The 18,224-nt window shown below is 33.5% G+C and carries 15 protein-coding genes and 1 riboswitch; of the genes, 8 read left to right on the top strand and 7 right to left on the bottom strand.

Translation table 11 applies throughout. The features are described 5' to 3' along the window. Positions 1-206 precede the first annotated feature (206 nt). Both SIB89_RS01715 and SIB89_RS01710 read right to left on the bottom strand, forming a co-directional pair. Entirely contained in the window at positions 207-1,706 is a 1,500-nt protein-coding gene (locus SIB89_RS01715; RefSeq protein ID WP_412560904.1) for a hypothetical protein, read from the bottom strand. Positions 1,707-1,708: 2 nt separating this feature from the next. Beyond that, positions 1,709-3,649: a P-loop NTPase fold protein gene (locus SIB89_RS01710; protein ID WP_412560903.1), complete on the bottom strand. Its 1,941-nt coding sequence runs from the start codon at positions 3,647-3,649 to the stop codon at positions 1,709-1,711. 352 nt (positions 3,650-4,001) lie between these two features. Between SIB89_RS01710 and SIB89_RS01705 the strand changes: the two genes are divergently transcribed. From SIB89_RS01705 to SIB89_RS01690, 4 genes are all read left to right on the top strand, one after another. Beyond that, on the top strand, positions 4,002-4,742 hold the full coding sequence (locus SIB89_RS01705) for an SDR family oxidoreductase (protein ID WP_273292694.1): 741 nt from the start codon (positions 4,002-4,004) through the stop codon (positions 4,740-4,742). 17 nt (positions 4,743-4,759) lie between these two features. Continuing rightward, on the top strand, positions 4,760-6,154 hold the full coding sequence (locus SIB89_RS01700) for an NAD-dependent succinate-semialdehyde dehydrogenase (RefSeq protein WP_412560902.1): 1,395 nt from the start codon (positions 4,760-4,762) through the stop codon (positions 6,152-6,154). A gap of 213 nt (positions 6,155-6,367) precedes the next feature. Further along, positions 6,368-6,541 carry a hypothetical protein gene (locus SIB89_RS01695; RefSeq protein ID WP_412560901.1) on the top strand — a complete coding sequence of 58 codons (174 nt, stop codon included), beginning with the start codon at positions 6,368-6,370 and terminating at the stop codon, positions 6,539-6,541. Between the two features lie 55 nt (positions 6,542-6,596). Further along, positions 6,597-6,693, top strand: a riboswitch (TPP riboswitch). A gap of 160 nt (positions 6,694-6,853) precedes the next feature. Further along, the gene (locus tag SIB89_RS01690; RefSeq protein ID WP_412560900.1) at positions 6,854-7,267 is read left to right on the top strand and encodes a pyridoxamine 5'-phosphate oxidase family protein; all 414 of its coding nucleotides are present in this window, start codon (positions 6,854-6,856) and stop codon (positions 7,265-7,267) included. A gap of 275 nt (positions 7,268-7,542) precedes the next feature. Here the strand turns inward: SIB89_RS01690 and SIB89_RS01685 are convergent, their stop codons facing one another. The 5 genes from SIB89_RS01685 to SIB89_RS01665 form a co-directional block, all read right to left on the bottom strand. Further along, positions 7,543-7,950 (bottom strand): VOC family protein, encoded by a 408-nt coding sequence (locus tag SIB89_RS01685; RefSeq protein ID WP_412560899.1) that lies wholly within the window; start codon positions 7,948-7,950, stop codon positions 7,543-7,545. A 29-nt stretch (positions 7,951-7,979) separates the two neighbouring features. Further along, positions 7,980-8,489 carry a peroxiredoxin-like family protein gene (locus SIB89_RS01680; protein WP_412560898.1) on the bottom strand — a complete coding sequence of 170 codons (510 nt, stop codon included), beginning with the start codon at positions 8,487-8,489 and terminating at the stop codon, positions 7,980-7,982. Between the two features lie 142 nt (positions 8,490-8,631). Then, the gene (locus SIB89_RS01675) at positions 8,632-8,832 is read right to left on the bottom strand and encodes a CsbD family protein (RefSeq protein WP_155087517.1); all 201 of its coding nucleotides are present in this window, start codon (positions 8,830-8,832) and stop codon (positions 8,632-8,634) included. A 119-nt stretch (positions 8,833-8,951) separates the two neighbouring features. Further along, positions 8,952-10,685, bottom strand: coding sequence for a patatin-like phospholipase family protein (locus SIB89_RS01670; RefSeq protein ID WP_412560897.1), 1,734 nt, complete (start codon positions 10,683-10,685; stop codon positions 8,952-8,954). A gap of 208 nt (positions 10,686-10,893) precedes the next feature. After that, entirely contained in the window at positions 10,894-11,478 is a 585-nt protein-coding gene (locus SIB89_RS01665) for a hypothetical protein (RefSeq protein ID WP_155087519.1), read from the bottom strand. A gap of 439 nt (positions 11,479-11,917) precedes the next feature. Between SIB89_RS01665 and SIB89_RS01660 the strand changes: the two genes are divergently transcribed. The 4 genes from SIB89_RS01660 (at position 11,918) to SIB89_RS01645 (ending at position 18,179) form a co-directional block, all read left to right on the top strand. Then, positions 11,918-12,391: a hypothetical protein gene (locus tag SIB89_RS01660; RefSeq protein ID WP_155087520.1), complete on the top strand. Its 474-nt coding sequence runs from the start codon at positions 11,918-11,920 to the stop codon at positions 12,389-12,391. 264 nt (positions 12,392-12,655) lie between these two features. Beyond that, positions 12,656-13,975 carry a hypothetical protein gene (locus tag SIB89_RS01655; protein ID WP_273292285.1) on the top strand — a complete coding sequence of 440 codons (1,320 nt, stop codon included), beginning with the start codon at positions 12,656-12,658 and terminating at the stop codon, positions 13,973-13,975. 123 nt (positions 13,976-14,098) lie between these two features. Next, positions 14,099-15,565: a gliding motility-associated C-terminal domain-containing protein gene (locus SIB89_RS01650; RefSeq protein ID WP_412560896.1), complete on the top strand. Its 1,467-nt coding sequence runs from the start codon at positions 14,099-14,101 to the stop codon at positions 15,563-15,565. 1 nt (position 15,566) lies between these two features. Further along, complete coding sequence (locus tag SIB89_RS01645) at positions 15,567-18,179, top strand: PorP/SprF family type IX secretion system membrane protein (RefSeq protein WP_412560895.1); 2,613 nt, start codon at positions 15,567-15,569, stop codon at positions 18,177-18,179. Positions 18,180-18,224: the final 45 nt, after the last annotated feature.

The following is an 18,224-nucleotide window of genomic DNA, read 5'->3' as shown; positions in this document are numbered from 1 at the left end:
TTACTTTGTATTAATAAAAAACGCTGCAAAGGTATGTGCTACATAATGGTTAAAAGAATGAAACGGGAATAATATGGTATTTTATAAAAAACTTAACGTTTGAGCAAGCGTGTCGTCTCACAAAGCTTTAGCGAAATTTTGAGTGAAGCAAACTTTAAAATTAAGAACTTTAAGAAGTGGCTGAAATATTATCAAACAGTAAGTAACTATTCACCTATTAGGTTGTTAAGTTTTAGTTTGTTTTCTTCAGTTAAATTTTTAAAATAATTGTCTTTAATATGATTTATTATAGAATAATACTTTTTATGCTTATTAATTCCATTAATAAAGCGATTATTGATTGTATTTATAGTAGTTTTATTGAGTTTTGATGTGATAGCTTCATAAAATTCTAAATTTCCAGAATTAATCAAATAATTTGACAAGTTGCTCAAATATGCCAAGTTGCTATAAATAATGTCATTCACAAATTTTGTAGTTATCCCTAATCTACTATCAATTATATTCTGTATTAATTCATGATATGAATTTGAATCGCCTAATGTTGACCTGAGAAAGGCTTCAGCCTCAGGTTTGAGGCTTTTAGTATCTATATATTCTCTATGCTCTAAAAGTTGGGTAATACCCAAATTATGCATATTGATGTCTGTGTTAAAAATTAAGCTAGAAACTAAATTATTATAATCAGTAGCTGAAATATCTTCTTTACTTAGACCTAGTGCAAAAAATACATTAATCAAACTCTTTTTTTTATTTAGATTATTAACGCTATTTGCTCTTTCAATTATCTGGTTTGCCAAACTAACCTTATTTAAAATTTCATTTTTTATACCTTTAATTACATCTGACAGTTGATTAGGATTTTTAAGCACCCAAGAATTTAATAATTCTTGTTTTTTATTCTCGTCAAAAAAAGGATAAAACACAATAGCGTATTCTCCAATCACCATAGATTTATTATATATTTCGTTTAAAAAACTAATGTTTATTTTGATAAAATTATCAATAGGGAGTATCTCTTCTATAATTTCTTTCAATGCTTCGGAATCATTAGAATTTCTTATAAATGTAGTAGTGTTGGTTACAACTTTACTTTCAATATTGTTAGAAAATTTCTTTTTATCACGGAAATAAAAATAAAATCTAAACCACGTTGAAGCATTTTTGAAATTATTGAATTTAAATAGTTGCTCAATTTTATTGAAAAGCGCCTGATGTTGGGTTTGATCAGTTTGTTGAATATTTAGTTTTGTAACGACCCTTATGAAATAAGAGTATAGATTATCAATGTCGCTCTTCTTGGATTTTATTTTTTCAGTATTAATAATTTCTTCATCAATTATATCAACAATAAAAGTTATAAACTCCATCGAAGCCATCACAACATGATGTGTAAAAAAACTATCCTCGTGTAAACTGAATTGCTTTAAAATAAAAAAAATATCATCACTTTTTTCATCTAGTGCAAAGTCATAATGACCTCTACTTACATTATTCATTATCTCATGTAATAGGTTTGACGATGACAGTAAACGCCGAGTTTTATCATTATTACTGATTTTTTCAAGTATATTAAGATTATCTCGATATTTTGATACAATTATTTCTCTAACTTCTTGAAATTCTTGATACTTGTAAAATGTTGGATTCTCAATGAAATTAATTAGTATTTCATCTTTTCTTTTTTCAGTAATCTTTATTGCCATTTTTACTTATTTTCGTTGTGTGCATAAATAAAATCCTCACGATGTCTGAGGTTCATTATATCCCTTATTCCCATCTTTTCTATATTCCCATTCATTTTGTTATAACATTCTTCGATTAGTAATTTTGGGTTTATTTCACTAACGTATGTTCCATGCTCCTTCAACTTATTGTAAATCATCCTATAAACCTTTCTGTCTAGAGATATGTCTTTGTAATGTGTTAAATGGAGTATTCCATTAATGAATTTTGCTAATAATATTGGGTTTTTAGAATCACGGAGGCGCTCCTTTATTATCTCACTTAAAGCGTCTTCCTTTCCTTTAAGATTTAAATTTTTTATAAAAGAGTTGTCTTCATGAAGATTTTTGTCAGCTTTAGTTGAATCCTCCTCTTTAGATTCAGTAAAATTTATAACATCTATAATCCTACTCGTTTCTAATAGCCTCATCAATTTAACACTGTTTCCTAATTCTGCCTCGAAACTGCTTCTTCTCAATTTAAAAAAGACGTCTAAGGATTCGATTTTTACATGTTCAGTTTTGTTTAAGAAATCATAAAACTCATTAATTCTTTTTTCAGAGAATTTTCTAACGTTATTATAAGAATCGTTTAATTCTGCAGGAAGTTCAGATAAGTTATATGAAAGTGTTTTTCTATAAACTTCCATTATATCAGGAAATTTTTGAATTAATAGTAAGAATTTTGCTAACTGAGCTATATCTTCAGTTAAATTAAATCCTTCAATAGTTCTTTTTTTGATTAATAGATAATTTGATATTAAAACATTTATAAACTGTATTATTTGCCTTGGGTTTTCATCAAAAACCCAGACGATTAATGCTGATAATTCGTCATTTTCAAAATCTTTTATTTTAGTTGCCTTAAGTTTTCTAGTAGCATAATTTTCCAATTCGTTTGTATAAAAATCTGGGATCCAAACAATGGTATTGAAGAATTTTCTTAAGTATTCACCTGCATATTGATGATATTGTTGTCCTTTAAAATCTGCTGAATAATGCAACGTTTTTTGCAGATGTCGCTTAATCGCTCGCTCATCACAAGGTATAATAAATACAATGTCCCTATCTGTTACTTCCTCATCTATAGGGTCTAAAAAAGTTTTAATTGTAGATATTATCTCGATAGCTTTTTCTCCGCTTACCCTATCCAAATTATCAAAAGCAATTACCAATTTTTGTTTCAAAAAACCTTCCTTTAAAATTCGTTTAAATTCGGTTTCAAACTCATAAGGATCTTTAAATCTATCTTGTGATTTAGTAACTTTTTTAACCTGTATAAATTGATTTATGTATTTATAGAAAATTGGCAGAAGAGCAACAGAAAATACACCCCCTAACAAAGACCCATTCCAGGATTCAGTAATATCCCAGTTTAAAAATTTCTTCATTACCAACCAAAAAACTAAAAAAGGAAAAATTATAAATACAGTTAAAATAGCTATTACTGAAAAATGTGTTAATGCTTTTTTCCATAGAATCTTCACAAATTCTTCAGACTCAATTTTTGAAGCGTGGTTTCTGTCATCAATTTTAAATCCTTTCTTTAAATAATTTGAGTCATACTTCTTCTTCAAATCGTTAACAACTGTGTTTAAAAAAGTTCTTCTCAATGCATCTCCCTCATGTTTCCATACATCAAATAATATGAGAGGGACTTCACTTTCATACAGCTCTTTTCTTAAAGAGGTAATTATTGTACTTTTTCCAGTTCCCCAATCTCCATAAAGTCCTATCGTAAAGGATTGAGGACTTCTTAGAACAATATCTTTTAACGTACTAACAATTTTTTCATGACCAAATTGGAGTTTGTTATTTGTTTTATCTCCAGCGAATGGTCTTTCTTCTAAAAATTTAAATTCAATATTTTCATTCTTTGACCTCAATCTTTTCAGACACTTTTTAAATTTATCTTTTAATATCATATTTTAAACTAATAAATATTAGCGCAGAAAATAAATTACATAGTCCTGCGTCATAGAAATCAATTAGGTAGCTTAAATAATTAATTAAGGGTAGAGTCTAAATATAATAAATTTATTAGGTCTTTTAATAAGGTTTACTCTAGTTTTCAATCAATAAAGCAAAAATCCAAAAACAAAACAACCTTCAAAAAATTAAAAATAAATTATAACCACCAACAATCTAAATATCTAGAAACCCAACAATCAAAGCATCATTAATTCCCCACTCCATAAATGAGCAAATAATAGTTGTATTAGAGCTAACCATCCCTTGAAATTACAAGTACCTTGTCTTAAATCAAAAACAAAAACTATGACATTAAAAGATAAAGTCCTGATTATTACAGGAGCATCAAGCGGAATCGGAGAAGCAACAGCAAAAAAATTAGCTAAAGACGGTGCCAAGGTTGTACTGATGGCACGTAGCCAAGACAAGCTCAAAACCTTAAAACAAGACATTGAAAATAATAACGGAGAGGCCTTGGTAGTCTCTGGAGACGTTACTAAATCAGACGATTTTAATAACGCCGTACAACAAACGGTTGATAAATTTGGCAAAGTGGACGGACTCATTAACAATGCAGGCTTAATGCCCTTATCCTTTGTAGAAAAATTAAAGACAGACGAATGGGAACAAATGGTAGATGTGAATATTAAAGGCGTGCTCAATGGTGTCGCTGCGGTATTGCCAGAACTCAAAAAAAATAAAGGTGGTGATATCATCAATATTTCGTCCATGGCAGCACACCGTTACTTCCCAGGTGGAGCAGTCTATTGCGCCACAAAGTCGGCAGTAAAGATGTTTTCCGAAGGTCTGCGCCAAGAGCTCTCACCAAAATATGGCATTAACGTTACCTCTATTGAGCCAGGTGCTGTGGACACCAATTTAACAAGTACCATTACCGATGAGGACATCAAGGAAAAAATGAAGGAAATGCAAAAGATGACCACCTTGGAATCTGAAGACATTGCCAACGCCATTCACTATACCCTAACACAACCAGCACGTGTGAATATTAATGATGTGTACATTGTACCAACCGAACAAAAATAAAATACCAAAAAACAACTATGGAAACTGAAACAAAACAAAAATCATTTAAAACCATTAATCCGCTCAATGGAAAAGAACTCTCGAGTTATAGATATATGACCGATGAACAAATAGAAACTGCGGTACAGAATTCTCATAAGGCATTTTTAAAATGGCGCCATAAATCTTTTGAAGATCGTGGTGAGATTATTAAGTCTATCGGAAAAGCCTTAAAGGATCATAAAGAGGAGCTATCCCAACTCATGACGGACGAAATGGGGAAACTCTTAAAGCAGAGTCATCAAGAAGTGGATTTGTGTGCCTCCATTTGTAATTATTGCGCAGACAATGCAGCAGACGTATTACAAAACGAAGAGCGCGAACTCTCCAATGGTGGTCGTGGTATCATTACCTATCAGCCCATCGGTATTATTTATGGTATTCAACCGTGGAACTATCCGAGCTATCAGGTTATTCGCTACGCCATAACCAATCTTATGGCTGGTAATTCCGTGTTTTTAAAACATGCCTCCAACGTTACAGGTACGGCCAAAATGTTGGAAGCTATTTTCAATGAAGCCGGATTACCAAAGGATTTATTTCAGGTATTGGTCATAGAACACGAACAATCCGATGACCTTATTAAACACGATTTGGTAAGAGGTATAACATTAACAGGAAGTCCAGATGCTGGAAAGACCATTGGCAAAAAAGCAGGAGCCGAGCTTAAAAAGTCCGTTCTCGAGTTGGGAAGTAACGATGCCTATTTAATTCTTGAAGATGCCGATATTGAAAAGGCCGTTAAAAAATGCGTGATGGGTAGAATCTATAATAATGGTGAAACCTGTATTGCGGCAAAACGGTTTATTGCTGTAGAAGCTATCTATGACGAGTTTAAGAAAGGCTTTGTAAAAGCTATGAAAGATTTAAAAATGGGAGATCCTAATGAAAAAGATATCAAATTAGGACCTATGGCGCGTAAGGACTTGCGAGAAACCTTGCACGATCAAGTTACTGAAAGTGTAAACAAAGGAGCCAAGATTTTGTGCGGAGGCGAAATTCCTGATAGTGAGGGCTACTTTTATCCTGCAACCGTTTTAGAACAGGTGGAGCCAGGACAACCCGCTTATGATGATGAGCTTTTTGGTCCTGTAGCATCATTGATAAAAGCAAAAGATGATGAAGATGCCATGCGCATTGCCAATGATAGTCGTTTCGGATTGGGAGGAGGAATCTTTTCAGAAGATAAAGAACGTGCTGTTGAATTGGCGGAAAAACATTTTGATACAGGTATGGTATTCATCAATTCCTTCGGATTGGCAGAACCCAATATGCCCTTTGGTGGTGTAAAGAACTCAGGTTTTGGACGCGAACACGGAGGCTTTGGAATGAAGGAATTCGTCAACATTAAAGCTATTCTTATTTCTGAATAATAGGTAAATCGATAGATTTGTCATTCTGCAACCGATGTGGATTTTATTATTTTAATGTCATATTGAACTTGCCTGTGCTGTGCCTACCACAGCATATTAGAATTTAAGAACCAAATATTCGAAATGGGTTAAAAAAAATGCGGAAAAGGTTAAAAAACAATTTTCAGCATAAGTATTTTTAAAAATTCAAAAGTGTATATAATAGCATTAAGTATGGGGCGTAAAATTAAAGCTAATCTAAACACAGAAATGTCTATCGGTAGCGATAAGACTTTCACAGATAAAAGTGATTTGTACGATTTGGGGAATTTAAAATCCAGAATGGAGAAATATCTAGAAAACCATGGGATGGTAGACGGTTTAATAACCCGGTGGCTAGCACATTAAGTTCATAAAATTCTGTTAATTACCATAAAAACAAACAAAATTTTTGTATATTTAGTTATCATATTTGGGGTGCTTAAGTTTTAACAGCTGAAAATAAACCCATTGTACTTCGTCGGATAATGCCAACTGAAGGAATATATGATTCAAGTGCATTTAGATGTTATATCTAAATGCACTTTTTTTTTGACATGCCTGACCTAATACTCAAAATAAAACCTAAATGCAATACCACACATTATTATATGATTTGCATTCATCTATTGATTCAGATGGTTTTAAATTAGTAGAGAACAAAAACAACTTATCATAACCATGAAGACTAATGACCTAAAAGGTGACGATGCAATCAAAAAAATAAAATCCATTATAGAACGAAATCCTATTGCTATGTTGGTGGCTGATTTAAAAATGGACTCACCTACCGTATGTCCAATGACAGTAAAAGGAATGGACGGAAAAGGCATACTTTGGTTCTTGTCTACAAAAGATTCTGATCATTATAAAAGCATTGAAGAAGACCAACGAATATTGCTCACATTTTCTAATGAAAGTAATCACGAATATCTGTCTGTAACGGGTTTGGCAAGCCATGTATCATCAAAAACTGTGATCGATACTCTTTGGAAGGACGAAGATGCGAAATGGTACCATAATGGGCGCGATGATGATAACGTGGTGGCACTTAAAGTAGGGATTGTGGATGCATACTATTGGGACCGTTCTTAGTAACCTACATAAAATCATTTCAATTTTTAGCAATAGCATTAGCGCATCTATTGGGTTTAATTCGGATATTTTCTAGAGATCCGTCATGTTTCCTCCGTATCTTATCCGTATCTCCTTCGGGTATATGCCGACTTTATACCGTATAACGTACACTTTTTCTTCATTGAAATTTATATGGTTTTTAAATAAAAAGCACAGCCTTTTAGAAGGCTGTGCTTTGCAATTATTAATTAATAAAAGACCTAATTAATAATCTGGCTAACTAACTAATAAAACTAACCCTGCTTCTTAAAATTAACCATCCAACTGACATTGTACTTATCAGAACATCTACCATAGCAAGCATCCCAAGACATTTCCTGAAATGGTGTGTGCACAGTACCGCCTTGGCTAAGCTTGTTAAAGATGTCTTCCGCCTTGTCCTTACTTTCCGCATCAATACTCATATTAATGTTGGTACCATTGGTCAATGGTGTATCTGGTGACGCATCATAGGCCATAATGTGAAAACCATCACCTTTGAGTTCAGCGTGCTGTAACTTATTGCGATAACTTCCTGGTATGTCTGCTTCTACGTCGTTATAGGTTTGTTCGTTTACGATGTTGCCTCCCAAGATAGATTGGTAGTGCTCTAAAGCATTTTTACAATCTCCTTTAAAGGCTAAATATGGTTGTACTTTCATAATATTTTTGTTTTAAATTGTTAGACTATTTATGCTTCACCTCTGGCTGGATAATCTTCCTTAAGGATATAATCTATGCCACCTAATAAATCATTAAAGCTAGGTCTTCCAAAAGGCATGGACTGTATGGATTCCCAATATATAGTTTGATCAGGAGCTAATAGAAACAGTCCTGGCTCAGTAAAATACTCTGGCTCACTATCCTTAATACCTTTGGAGATAAACAATCCCCAATCTCTAGCCTCTTCAATAGATAACCCATATCCGAGAGGTATATCTGCAATATCCCACTCATTATAAGTAGCTTTGGCTACATCTTCCGTATCAGTACTGATGGCAATAACATTAACACCACGTTCAATAAACTTCGATAACTTCTTTTGTAGTTCTTCCAATTGCTTTTTGCAAATAGGACAGTGTTTGCCTCGATAGAATAGTATAAGTGAGAAATTTTCAGGAGACTGTTCACTCAATTCCCATAAGGTGTCATTGACTAGGTTTATTTTTATTTCAGGAGATGTTTCTCTAGGTTTTATCATAGTATATATTTTATTTTAAGACTTAAAATAGCTATATAGTAGCATTACATTTAACGCAATAGATTTAGATTTTAATTGATATGAATAATAAACAAAAAAATCCCACCGAAGTAGGATTGTTAATCTTGCCTTTTTTAGGAAATTAGTACTTTAAATTATCCAAAAAGTCATTAATACGGTCTTTGGTTTCACCAGTACGCTTTTGAATTCGTCCTAGAAGCTCGTCTTCCTTACCTTCTTCATAGTCTAAATCATCATCGGTAAGTTCGCCCCATTCTTGTTTTAATTTTCCTTTAGCAATGTTCCAATTGCCTTTTGCTTTATCTTGCCATGGTTTGCTCATAATCAATTAGTTTTAAAGTTGTGATAAACCAATATGATTTATCTACCTTAAATTTAAAATGAATCGTTAGCTTCGATTATCGCTATCAAATTAAAAATTGTTGCAAATGAAATTGAGGTTTACATTCCACGCTTTTTAAAGTCCTTTTCAATGGTTTCCATAACCCATTTGGTAAGTTTTCTTGAGACTTTACCAATAAAGATGCCACGAGATAGCCACCAGAAGAATCCTGAAAATTTCGTGTTGAGTTCCGCTTTGAGAATAGCTTTGACTCTATTTTTAATTGGTTTCTCTAAAGCTCTAAAGGCTTTTGCATTAAACTTAGGAAAATCCTGAATTTCATATTTTGTAGGATTAGGATCATCATTTGGATCTAACTTACTCACATCCGGTATAATAGGCATATAGGTTTTGCCGTCCACTACTCTACTGAATTCCTCAATAGCCGATGCGCTGATACCATGAAATAAATTATTAGGATCAGTAGGATTACATTCTGTAAAGAATACACCTCTTAAAAAGTTTCTGGCATTTTTGCGGCCGAGAAAAAAATCGTGCTTTCTAAATTCAATATCCAAAAAACCTCCAAAACCTCCGATACCTCCTGTTGCCAAAGGTGGATGATCCACTTCTTCATCAACCTGGCCCAATTTTAATTTTCTTGGAAAAGCCATAATCTTAAAAATCCCTGAGGCGAAAGTGTCACTCTGTTTGTTTCGAGCCTGATTTAAAATTGTAGGTACCAAATAACCCACAATATCCATAATACTTGTCTTTTTATAATCTGGTGTTGAATTAATGATCTCATCTTCAAAATTTGGAAAGGGATCAATCAACACTGTTCCGTATTTTGGGTTTTTGGCATCTTCAAGGCCGTGGTTTTCTTCAAGACAGCGTAGCACTTCATCGAAAGGTTCATTATTTATGGCACCACCATCTACTGCAGTGAACTGAAAGTTCTTTTTCAAGTCTTTTTCAAACTCTAAATCCATGCTCGCCGTAAAAGCCTTCCGTTTCTTTAAACTGTTCTGTATGTACTCGGTGGGAAATTCAGTATCAAAATAACGAGGTGCCAATCCGACAGGGAATGCTCCTGTAGCTTTTGTCACCTTAACTAAGAAGTCCCTGTTAGATTTAGAATCTGAAGTTGGGGATAATGGTTTAAAGGGCAGAAATTGATTCTTGTCCTTAATTTCATCATAATTCACCTTAAAATGAGCAACAATATCATGATTGCTTATGCGATGTCCTGGGGTTGAATCTAGAAATTTAGATTTTATCCTACTCAACTTAATTTTGTAATCCACAGGGCGTAAGCTCGTTACCGTCAGCAATATTCTTAGGTCCTTAGAAATATAACTTGGGAAATTATCTTTACTCGCATCTTGTGGTAGTTGCTCAAAAACCTTCTCGGCAATTCTGTCTATAGGTTTTGAGTTCAGTAATGATGGTGCACCTTTATTATCTTTAAAATCAGAGTTAGAGAGCATTTTTTTAAAAGTGGTTTCACCACCTCCACTTCCATCGTAGAGACTTTCATCATCATCTAAAAACACCCAACTGTCGTAAAGGATATTTCCTGTTTTGATACTCGACTTTTTCTTAACAGGTTTAAGGTTGCCATCACAGAGAGCCAGAGCAGTAATCATACTTACCATACCTCCAGCTGATGCTCCTCCGATGGCATCGATGACAACATTGTGATTAGGAATATGCTCTTTTTTTAATTGTTTTGCCTTTTCCCATTCTGATAAAGCCTCCAGGATATAATCCATAAAGCCCGCTGTGTAAGCTCCGGCTGAAACAGCACCAGCCATAGTTAAACCTAAATGAAATGTGTTTGATTGAGACATAGTTGTTTACCTTTTAGTTTATAACAATACAAGCATATCTGCAAATTAGATATGAAATGTGTCAATAGAATTAATAACAGGGAATTATTAAGGGATAGCTAAAGATAAAATTTTTTAGTTTTATTTTTTCTCAAAGCGTAATGTTTATACATAAAAAAAGCCCTGAATAGTAATTCAGAGCTTTTACGGTTAATTAATGTATGCTGACTTATGAGTTCGGTTCAGTATGCTCAGGCAATACAATATCTTTACTGGCAACCAACATGCCATCTTCTTTCTCTATGTTTAAAATTCTTGCTTCTTGTCCTTTTTTAATCAAACGCTTTCTACATCTTTTTGTCAATAAAGGATCTTCATCAAATAGTAAAGATTCTAATTGTACTTCTGGTTTAGAAGCCTCTTTTATAATCGGAAAGATTTGTTGCATTTGATTATAGCGTCTATCATTACCAGGAACAAATGTGTAGAACGTATATCTACCATCTTCATCCGTTTTTACCCAACTTCTATGAAACACATAACGATCATCACCAGATTGCCTTAAATCAAAATCACCGTTTTCATCTGGTTGTTCAATAAATATAATGACATCCTTAGCGGGAGTTACACCGTCACTTTGGTAAATGACACCAGTTAGTTTTAGTTTATTGGTTTTAGATCTAAAATCTGGAATTGTATCTGTGTTACTCAGCAGGTCTTCTGCTCTATCGTAAATAGGACTTTCTTGTGCAGATATTGGATTAACAGCACTATAAAAACAGATGAGGCAAAATGCTACAATAAGATTTTTCATGGTTGTTTAAGATTTGGGTTGCACCAAAATTGCTTCAAAAAATCTCTAATTCCCTAAAAATCATATAAATGCCAAATTTTTGCGATAAAATGAAAATAAATGCAAAAATCAACGATGAAATACTATAGTTGAATCAATAAAAAATTACGAATTGTGATTTAAAAAATAATTATGAAAGTTCTTCAAAAGCAATAAAATCTGAAGAAAAATATGCTGGTTTTTTTGATTTTTCTATAGTGAATTACACTTTAATTTTCGAAAAAAAACAGCTAAGTATTTCGTCGGTAAAATATGCACTTAATCCACTAAATACGCAGTTTATCCATGAAATATGTATTTAAAGTGTTAAAATTTTTTCATGAAAAAACATGAATTTTAGTTGTTTTTCTTAATATTTTGTATAGATTTGTCTCCGTTAGTCCAAATCAAAACTATAAATATGAAAGCAAAACTTACTTTATTTAGTGCAATCTTTTTCCTTATGATAGGTCTAGGTCATGCTCAAAAAAATGAAGAATCTAAAAAGAAAAAAGACCAGTCACAAAGTATTATAAGTGGCAAGGTTAATATTTCTAAGTACCATAGCCGCGAGCAATTAGATGAAATGTCTAAAGGTGAACTACTGACTCTATATATAGAACGTATAGAAGTCATTGTAAATATTCTACCTAATATTGCATTTGCTACCAAACCTGGTGTTACCATGGCGTCTTTAGGGATTCCTGAAACCAAAGAAAATAAGAAAGCATTAGAAGATAATATGGAAGCTTCTGACAACTACTTTGAAAGTACTGTCGAATATCAGACCAAAATACTCCCCTATTCTGATACTAATGACTTAATAGCCGCAATTTTGTTCTATGAATCAACATTAAAGGCGTTACATACATACAACGATTTTAAGGAAGATTAAGTCACTAGAATTTTATAATTAAACCTCGCAAATTTTGTGAGGTTTTTTTTATTCTTTATTATATTTTCAAAACACTGATAAACAGTGAATTAAACTTACCCTGTTCTTGTCTTAAAAACCTAATTTTTTGTAGGAAAAAGATTAAAGTAATATAAAATATGTGTATTTCATCGATATTTTCTTGTATTTCATAGGTTTTATTCCTATGTTTGAGGCAATTAGTTGAAAAAACCAAAAATATCTAACATAACGAATTAAACGACTATGAAAAATTTTATTCAAACCGCGCTTATTTTTCTACTAGTGTTTAGCACTGCTTTTGCACAGCAGGAAAAAGGAATAATTGGCTATAGTAATTGGCTAAATTCATGGACAGAATTTAAACCTAGTCAACCAGACTATGGTGAACCTACTCAGATTTTGAGTGGTAATATTACAAAAGACACCAAGCTTGTTAAAAGAGATGTGTATCTACTATTAGGTGATGTATTTGTTACTGATAGTACAACATTAACAATTGAACCAGGAACTGTAATCATTGGTGATTTTGAGTCTAAAGGTTCTCTAACAATAAGTAATGGTTCTAAAATAATCGCTAATGGCACCCAAACCGATCCTATTATTTTTACATCAAGTAGAAGCAATAAAAAACCAGGTGATTGGGGCGGACTTTTTATTCTGGGCGATGCGCCATTGAACACTTATGGCAAACTATCTTCACTTAATTACGGACTTCGTCCATCATCAACTGAAGACATAGGCTTTGGTGGCTATAATTCTGAAAGCAATTCAGGCATCTTAAGATATGTGAGAATTGAATTTGCAGGAAAAAGAACCAAGCAATATGGGTACTTTAATGCATTGACGTTAGCTGGTGTAGGTAACAAAACCGTTATAGAAAATGTAATGGTCAGCTATAGTGCTGGCAATTCATTTAATATCCTTGGTGGCTCAGCAATTTTAGAACAATTAGTATCATACAGATCTAGCAGAAACGATTATGAATTTAATTACGGTACACAATGCCAGCTAATTAACTCTTTAGCAATTAGATCACCTTACATCTCTAGTGCTGATGGATCGCGTTGTATGGTTGTAAAATCTTACGATAATAAAGAAGATGCAGACACTTCTAAAAGGCAAACTTTTGTAAATGCAGAAAACTTAACGTTGGTGAATATTTCCAATGATCTAAGATCTGATATTAAAGTTGGATTGGTGCAAGAAGCCATTTACATAGGTGCTGATGCATCATTCGCCATTAACAAGAGTGTTATTTCTGGGTTTTATCCAGCAGTAATTTTTGATGACCAAATTCAACTTAATAATCAAAACCTTGAAAAAATACAGTTTACAAGAACTTACTTTAATAACTGTAAAGGAAATATCTATAGAAAAGGATATACAAATAATGACGATTTAGAAAGCTGGTATGGTAGTAGAGCTTTTGATAACCTATACGCTAAAGGCTCTGATGACGAAACATTCATCGATGCCAAAGACAGCAGAAATCCTGATTTTAGATTACAAGTAAATAGAATTATTGCTTCAAATGATTTTATTGACGACGACGATGAAGATTAATCAAAACCGCTAGAGTAATTCAATTTTATTCTAGTGATTGATTTTTATTGAACAAACCCTCAATAAAATTTTCAAACAACAAATTATAACAGCTTATAGATTAGAAAAATACGAGAAGACAGAATGCTTAAAATTACTAATGTTAACGGATTAATTATTGGACTTTGCTTTACTGTTCTTTTATTTCAAGAACAGGCGAATGCGCAATTGGTAATTGGCCAACCTAATTTAGGTTTTAGCCAGGCTTGTGCAAGCGAATCCTTCAATTCTTATGACGTAACATTTGTTTTCTCACCAGAGTCTGCTGTCAATGCTTCAAATCAGTTTATTATTGAAATGTCTGATGCAGATGGTGACTTTTCTAATTCTACTACAGTTTACACATCCTCACCTGGATCGGTTACTGATTCACCTGCTACCTTAAATTTTTCTATACCGGAAACTACGGCAGGAGAGAATTATAGGATTCGTGTTAAAAGTACGTCGCCAGTCGCAACAAGTTCTTCTTCTGCAGCTTTTGCAGCATATTACAAATTACAGGATTCACCTTTTTCAATCAATAACCTTGTGTCAACAGGAGCTTATTGTACGGGCGGAAGCTACCTGCTTACTATTGATAACCCAGGAACCGGAAATAACGATTCTCCACTTAACTACCCATCTTTAACATTTAATTGGTATAAAGAAACAAGTTCTACTACATCAGTATTTGTAGCTGAAGGTCCTTCCCTATCGGTAAGTGAAGAAGGTACTTATTTTGTAGAAACAAATTATAGTAGCTGCACTTCAGATTCATTTTCTAATCGAGTAACTATCAGTGAAGCCAGTTCTTCGGGAGAGGCTGAAGCAACTATAGCTTCTAGTTTGGGTAATCCTTATTGCCCAGAGCAAGGGCTTACAACACTTAGCACAATTGGTGGTAATAGCTATCAATGGTTTAAAGACGGTGTGGAAATTCCTGATGCAACAAATCAAATGTACCAAACTGATGAGTCTGGTACGTTTTCGGTTCAGGTAGATTTAGGAGATTGCTCAGCTTCAGGTTCTATAGATTTAGAAAGTGAGCTTTTTGAAAGTGAAATCAATGTGGATGTAGTCAACCATTTAATTGATGGAGAAACGCTTTCAGTAGAAATAACAAATACAGCCATAAGTCCAGAGTTTCAATGGTATTTCAATACCCAAATCATTGCAGACGCTAATGATAACACTTATGATATTACAGAATTTGGAGATTATACAGTAGTCATATCTGAAACTTCAGGTTGTGAAGGCTCAAGGATATACGAATTTACCGTTGAGGAAGGTATAGATCCATTTCCAGATGTAGAAAAAATACCAAATGTAATTAGCCCAAACGGTGATTTTACAAACGATACTTGGGTTCTACCCTTAGAATACACTACGGGAACCAACACGGAAGTTGTGATTTTAAACGAACAAGGTAAAGTGGTTTATCAAACCATAGACTACCAGAATAATTGGCCAGAAAACGATTTAAACTTAACCAGTATAAATCAGGTGTTCTACTATATTATTACAACAACAGACGGAGATGTAAAAAAAGGATCAATAACAGTAGTGAAATAAAATGAAAGCACATCTCACCATATTGATCCTGTTATTCTGCTCTATGCAGATACTGTTCTCCCAACAAGATGATGGCGTAGTTTCTTTTGATTTACCAATAAGAAACTCTTTGGTTTTTAATCGCTATGCTATTAACCCTACCTTCTCTTTTGTTAGAGAACAAAACAAATACATAAGTTTTAACAACAAACGCGAATGGATACAGTTTGATAATGCTCCTGAAACATTTGTAGGTAGCTACTCAGGTCGTTTCTCTGAAAATATTGGTGCTGGTATTGCCGCGTATCAACAAAACTATGGTGTATTAACCACCTTTGGAGGTTTATTGAACTTTGCATACAACGTTAAATTAAATACAGACAGCAATCTAACTTTTGGACTTAATGTTGGAGCTTATAAAAGTGGTATCAATACAGGTAATGTGGTTACAAATTTTGATGACCCATCGCTACAAAATGTACCTGAAAACTTTTTGCTTACGGTTAACCCAGGAATTAATTATGGAACAAGACTCTTAGACTTTGGTATTTCAGTAAATAACTTAGTGCTTTATAATTTTGAATCATCAGAAATGATTAAAGATGATCCAAAACAAGGGATTCAAGCTCACGTAATGCACACAGGTTTTTTTGATGGCCAAGGATTTTTTGAGAAAGCTAAATTTTCAGGAATTTTAATGTCAGAGTTCAGAAAAGATGAAACGATCATTTCTGGTTTAGCCTCACTTAATGTTCCTAAAGGAATTTGGTTTCAAGTAGGTTATAACAGTCGCTTTGGAGTTTCTGGTGGTTTAGGTTTGAATGTTACTAAGAATATTGCTCTAGAATATAATATTGAAAAAGCAATTGGCGAATTTGTAGATTTTGGACCTTCACATGAATTTACTCTAGCTTATAGATTTATAACCAAGAAGAAATATGATTATAGTGGAGATGAAAAAGTAAGCGGATTATTCTCTAAAAAACGTAACAAACCAATCGTTGAGGCCTCAGAAGAAGAACTTGCAGGAATAAGAGAACGTGCTGCTGAACGAAGAGCTCAGGCAGAATTGGATAAGGAAACAGAACTAAAAGCTAAAAAAGAAGCTGAGGCTAACGCTCTTGCAGAAGCAAAAGCACAACAAGAGGCAGAGGAAAAGGCCAAAAGAGAAGCTGAAGCAGAAGCTAAAGCTAAGCAGATAGAAGAGCAAAAAGCTAAGGAGGAAGCCGAAGCAAAAGCGAAAATTGAGGCTGATAAAAGAGAGAGAGCGCGTGCAGAGGCCAGAGCTAAAGTTTTAGCTGAGCAAAAGGCTAAGCAAGAAGCTGAGGAAAAAGCCAAACAATTAGCAGAACAAAAAGCAAGAGAAGAAGCTGCGAAGGAAGCTAAACTATTAGAAGAGCAACTGGCAAAAGAAGCAGAAGAACAAGCTAAAGCAGAAGCCGAGGCCAGAGCGAAATTGCTTGAAGAGCAGAAAGCTAAGGAAGAAGCTGCAGAACAAGCAAGATTACTGGCAGAGCAAAAGGCAAAAGAAGAAGCTGAAGCTAAGGCTAAGCAGTTAGCCGAAGAAAAAGCTAAGGAGGAAGCAGAAGCTATAGCAAAACAGTTAGAAGAGCAAAAAGCAAGAGAAGCTGCTGCTGAACAAGCAAGGCTATTGGCCGAACAAACAGCTAAGGAAGAGGCTGATGCTAAGGCTAAAGAATTGGCAGAACAACAGCAATTAAAAGAAGAAACGGATGCTAAAGCTAAAGAAGCATTAACTACTAAGCCAACAGATGAGATTGGTAAAACAATGGTTGCTTTAGCTGAACAAACAGAAACGACTAAAGAACAACAATCTAAATTATTGGATGAGTTTGAAGAAATAGTGGAAATTAAAAACGAAGACTTAAAAGATTTAAAAGAAGAAAACGATTTAAGTGACCAAGGTATAACAGTACAACCAAAACCTTTTAAAAGTGTTACGGCAGAAAATAACAAGCTAAATGCTATTAAATCTGATCTTGATGCAATTATAGAATCAAGAAACAAAAAGATAGATTCGTTACAAACACTTTATGAAGAAAGATATAAGACAACTCAGTTAGATGAAGTCAATCTCTTCTACAAGAGAAAAATTGAAGGTTTGGCTAAAGACCAATTGAAAGCTGTAGAACTGAGACAAGAGTTAGACACAAGACTAGAGACTATTAGAATTGCAACTGAATTTGAAAAAAGAAGAAGAATTAAGCGTGCTGCTTATGATAATGAAGCAGATAGGTACGCTCAAGATAGAGCTATGTTACAGAATATAAAGCGTACAACTAAGCCAGTACAGACTCCATATACCTCTGAAGATTTTGATTTTGGTGAACCGCAAAGTGATAATATCAAGATATTAAAGAATGTTAAGAATGCTGATAATGGATACTATCTCATTATAGCAGTACATAGCGATATTAAAAAACGAAATGAATTTTTAACCAAGGTAGTAGCTTCAGGGCGTGTAGATGTAGATTTCTTCTATGATGTCAATACTAGTAACTACTACATATACTATAACAAGTTTGACAGCATTAATGCTGCCAATAAAGTTATGGAAACTAAAGGAAATAGACCGTATAATGTAAACATGACCCTCGTGAAAATAGAAAATTAAATAAGTTAAGCTGTTCTTCGCTTTTTTATTGCCCCAAGAAAAAGT

Origin of the sequence: Winogradskyella sp. MIT101101 (genome assembly GCF_047126865.1) — a bacterium.
In the GTDB taxonomy this organism is placed as follows: domain Bacteria; phylum Bacteroidota; class Bacteroidia; order Flavobacteriales; family Flavobacteriaceae; genus Winogradskyella; species Winogradskyella ouciana.
Note: the sequence above shows the minus strand (reverse complement) of the source record. Positions and strands in the feature narration are given on the sequence as shown.

Excerpts from the sequence above, each read along its gene's own strand:
- SIB89_RS01715 (WP_412560904.1), bottom strand. The coding sequence starts at position 1,706 with ATGGCAATAAAGATTACTGAAAAAAGAAAAGATGAAATACTAATTAAT.
- SIB89_RS01710 (WP_412560903.1), bottom strand. The coding sequence starts at position 3,649 with ATGATATTAAAAGATAAATTTAAAAAGTGTCTGAAAAGATTGAGGTCA.
- SIB89_RS01705 (WP_273292694.1), top strand. The coding sequence starts at position 4,002 with ATGACATTAAAAGATAAAGTCCTGATTATTACAGGAGCATCAAGCGGA.
- SIB89_RS01700 (WP_412560902.1), top strand. The coding sequence starts at position 4,760 with ATGGAAACTGAAACAAAACAAAAATCATTTAAAACCATTAATCCGCTC.
- SIB89_RS01695 (WP_412560901.1), top strand. The coding sequence starts at position 6,368 with ATGGGGCGTAAAATTAAAGCTAATCTAAACACAGAAATGTCTATCGGT.
- SIB89_RS01690 (WP_412560900.1), top strand. The coding sequence starts at position 6,854 with ATGAAGACTAATGACCTAAAAGGTGACGATGCAATCAAAAAAATAAAA.
- SIB89_RS01685 (WP_412560899.1), bottom strand. The coding sequence starts at position 7,950 with ATGAAAGTACAACCATATTTAGCCTTTAAAGGAGATTGTAAAAATGCT.
- SIB89_RS01680 (WP_412560898.1), bottom strand. The coding sequence starts at position 8,489 with ATGATAAAACCTAGAGAAACATCTCCTGAAATAAAAATAAACCTAGTC.
- SIB89_RS01675 (WP_155087517.1), bottom strand. The coding sequence starts at position 8,832 with ATGAGCAAACCATGGCAAGATAAAGCAAAAGGCAATTGGAACATTGCT.
- SIB89_RS01670 (WP_412560897.1), bottom strand. The coding sequence starts at position 10,685 with ATGTCTCAATCAAACACATTTCATTTAGGTTTAACTATGGCTGGTGCT.
- SIB89_RS01665 (WP_155087519.1), bottom strand. The coding sequence starts at position 11,478 with ATGAAAAATCTTATTGTAGCATTTTGCCTCATCTGTTTTTATAGTGCT.
- SIB89_RS01660 (WP_155087520.1), top strand. The coding sequence starts at position 11,918 with ATGAAAGCAAAACTTACTTTATTTAGTGCAATCTTTTTCCTTATGATA.
- SIB89_RS01655 (WP_273292285.1), top strand. The coding sequence starts at position 12,656 with ATGAAAAATTTTATTCAAACCGCGCTTATTTTTCTACTAGTGTTTAGC.
- SIB89_RS01650 (WP_412560896.1), top strand. The coding sequence starts at position 14,099 with ATGCTTAAAATTACTAATGTTAACGGATTAATTATTGGACTTTGCTTT.
- SIB89_RS01645 (WP_412560895.1), top strand. The coding sequence starts at position 15,567 with ATGAAAGCACATCTCACCATATTGATCCTGTTATTCTGCTCTATGCAG.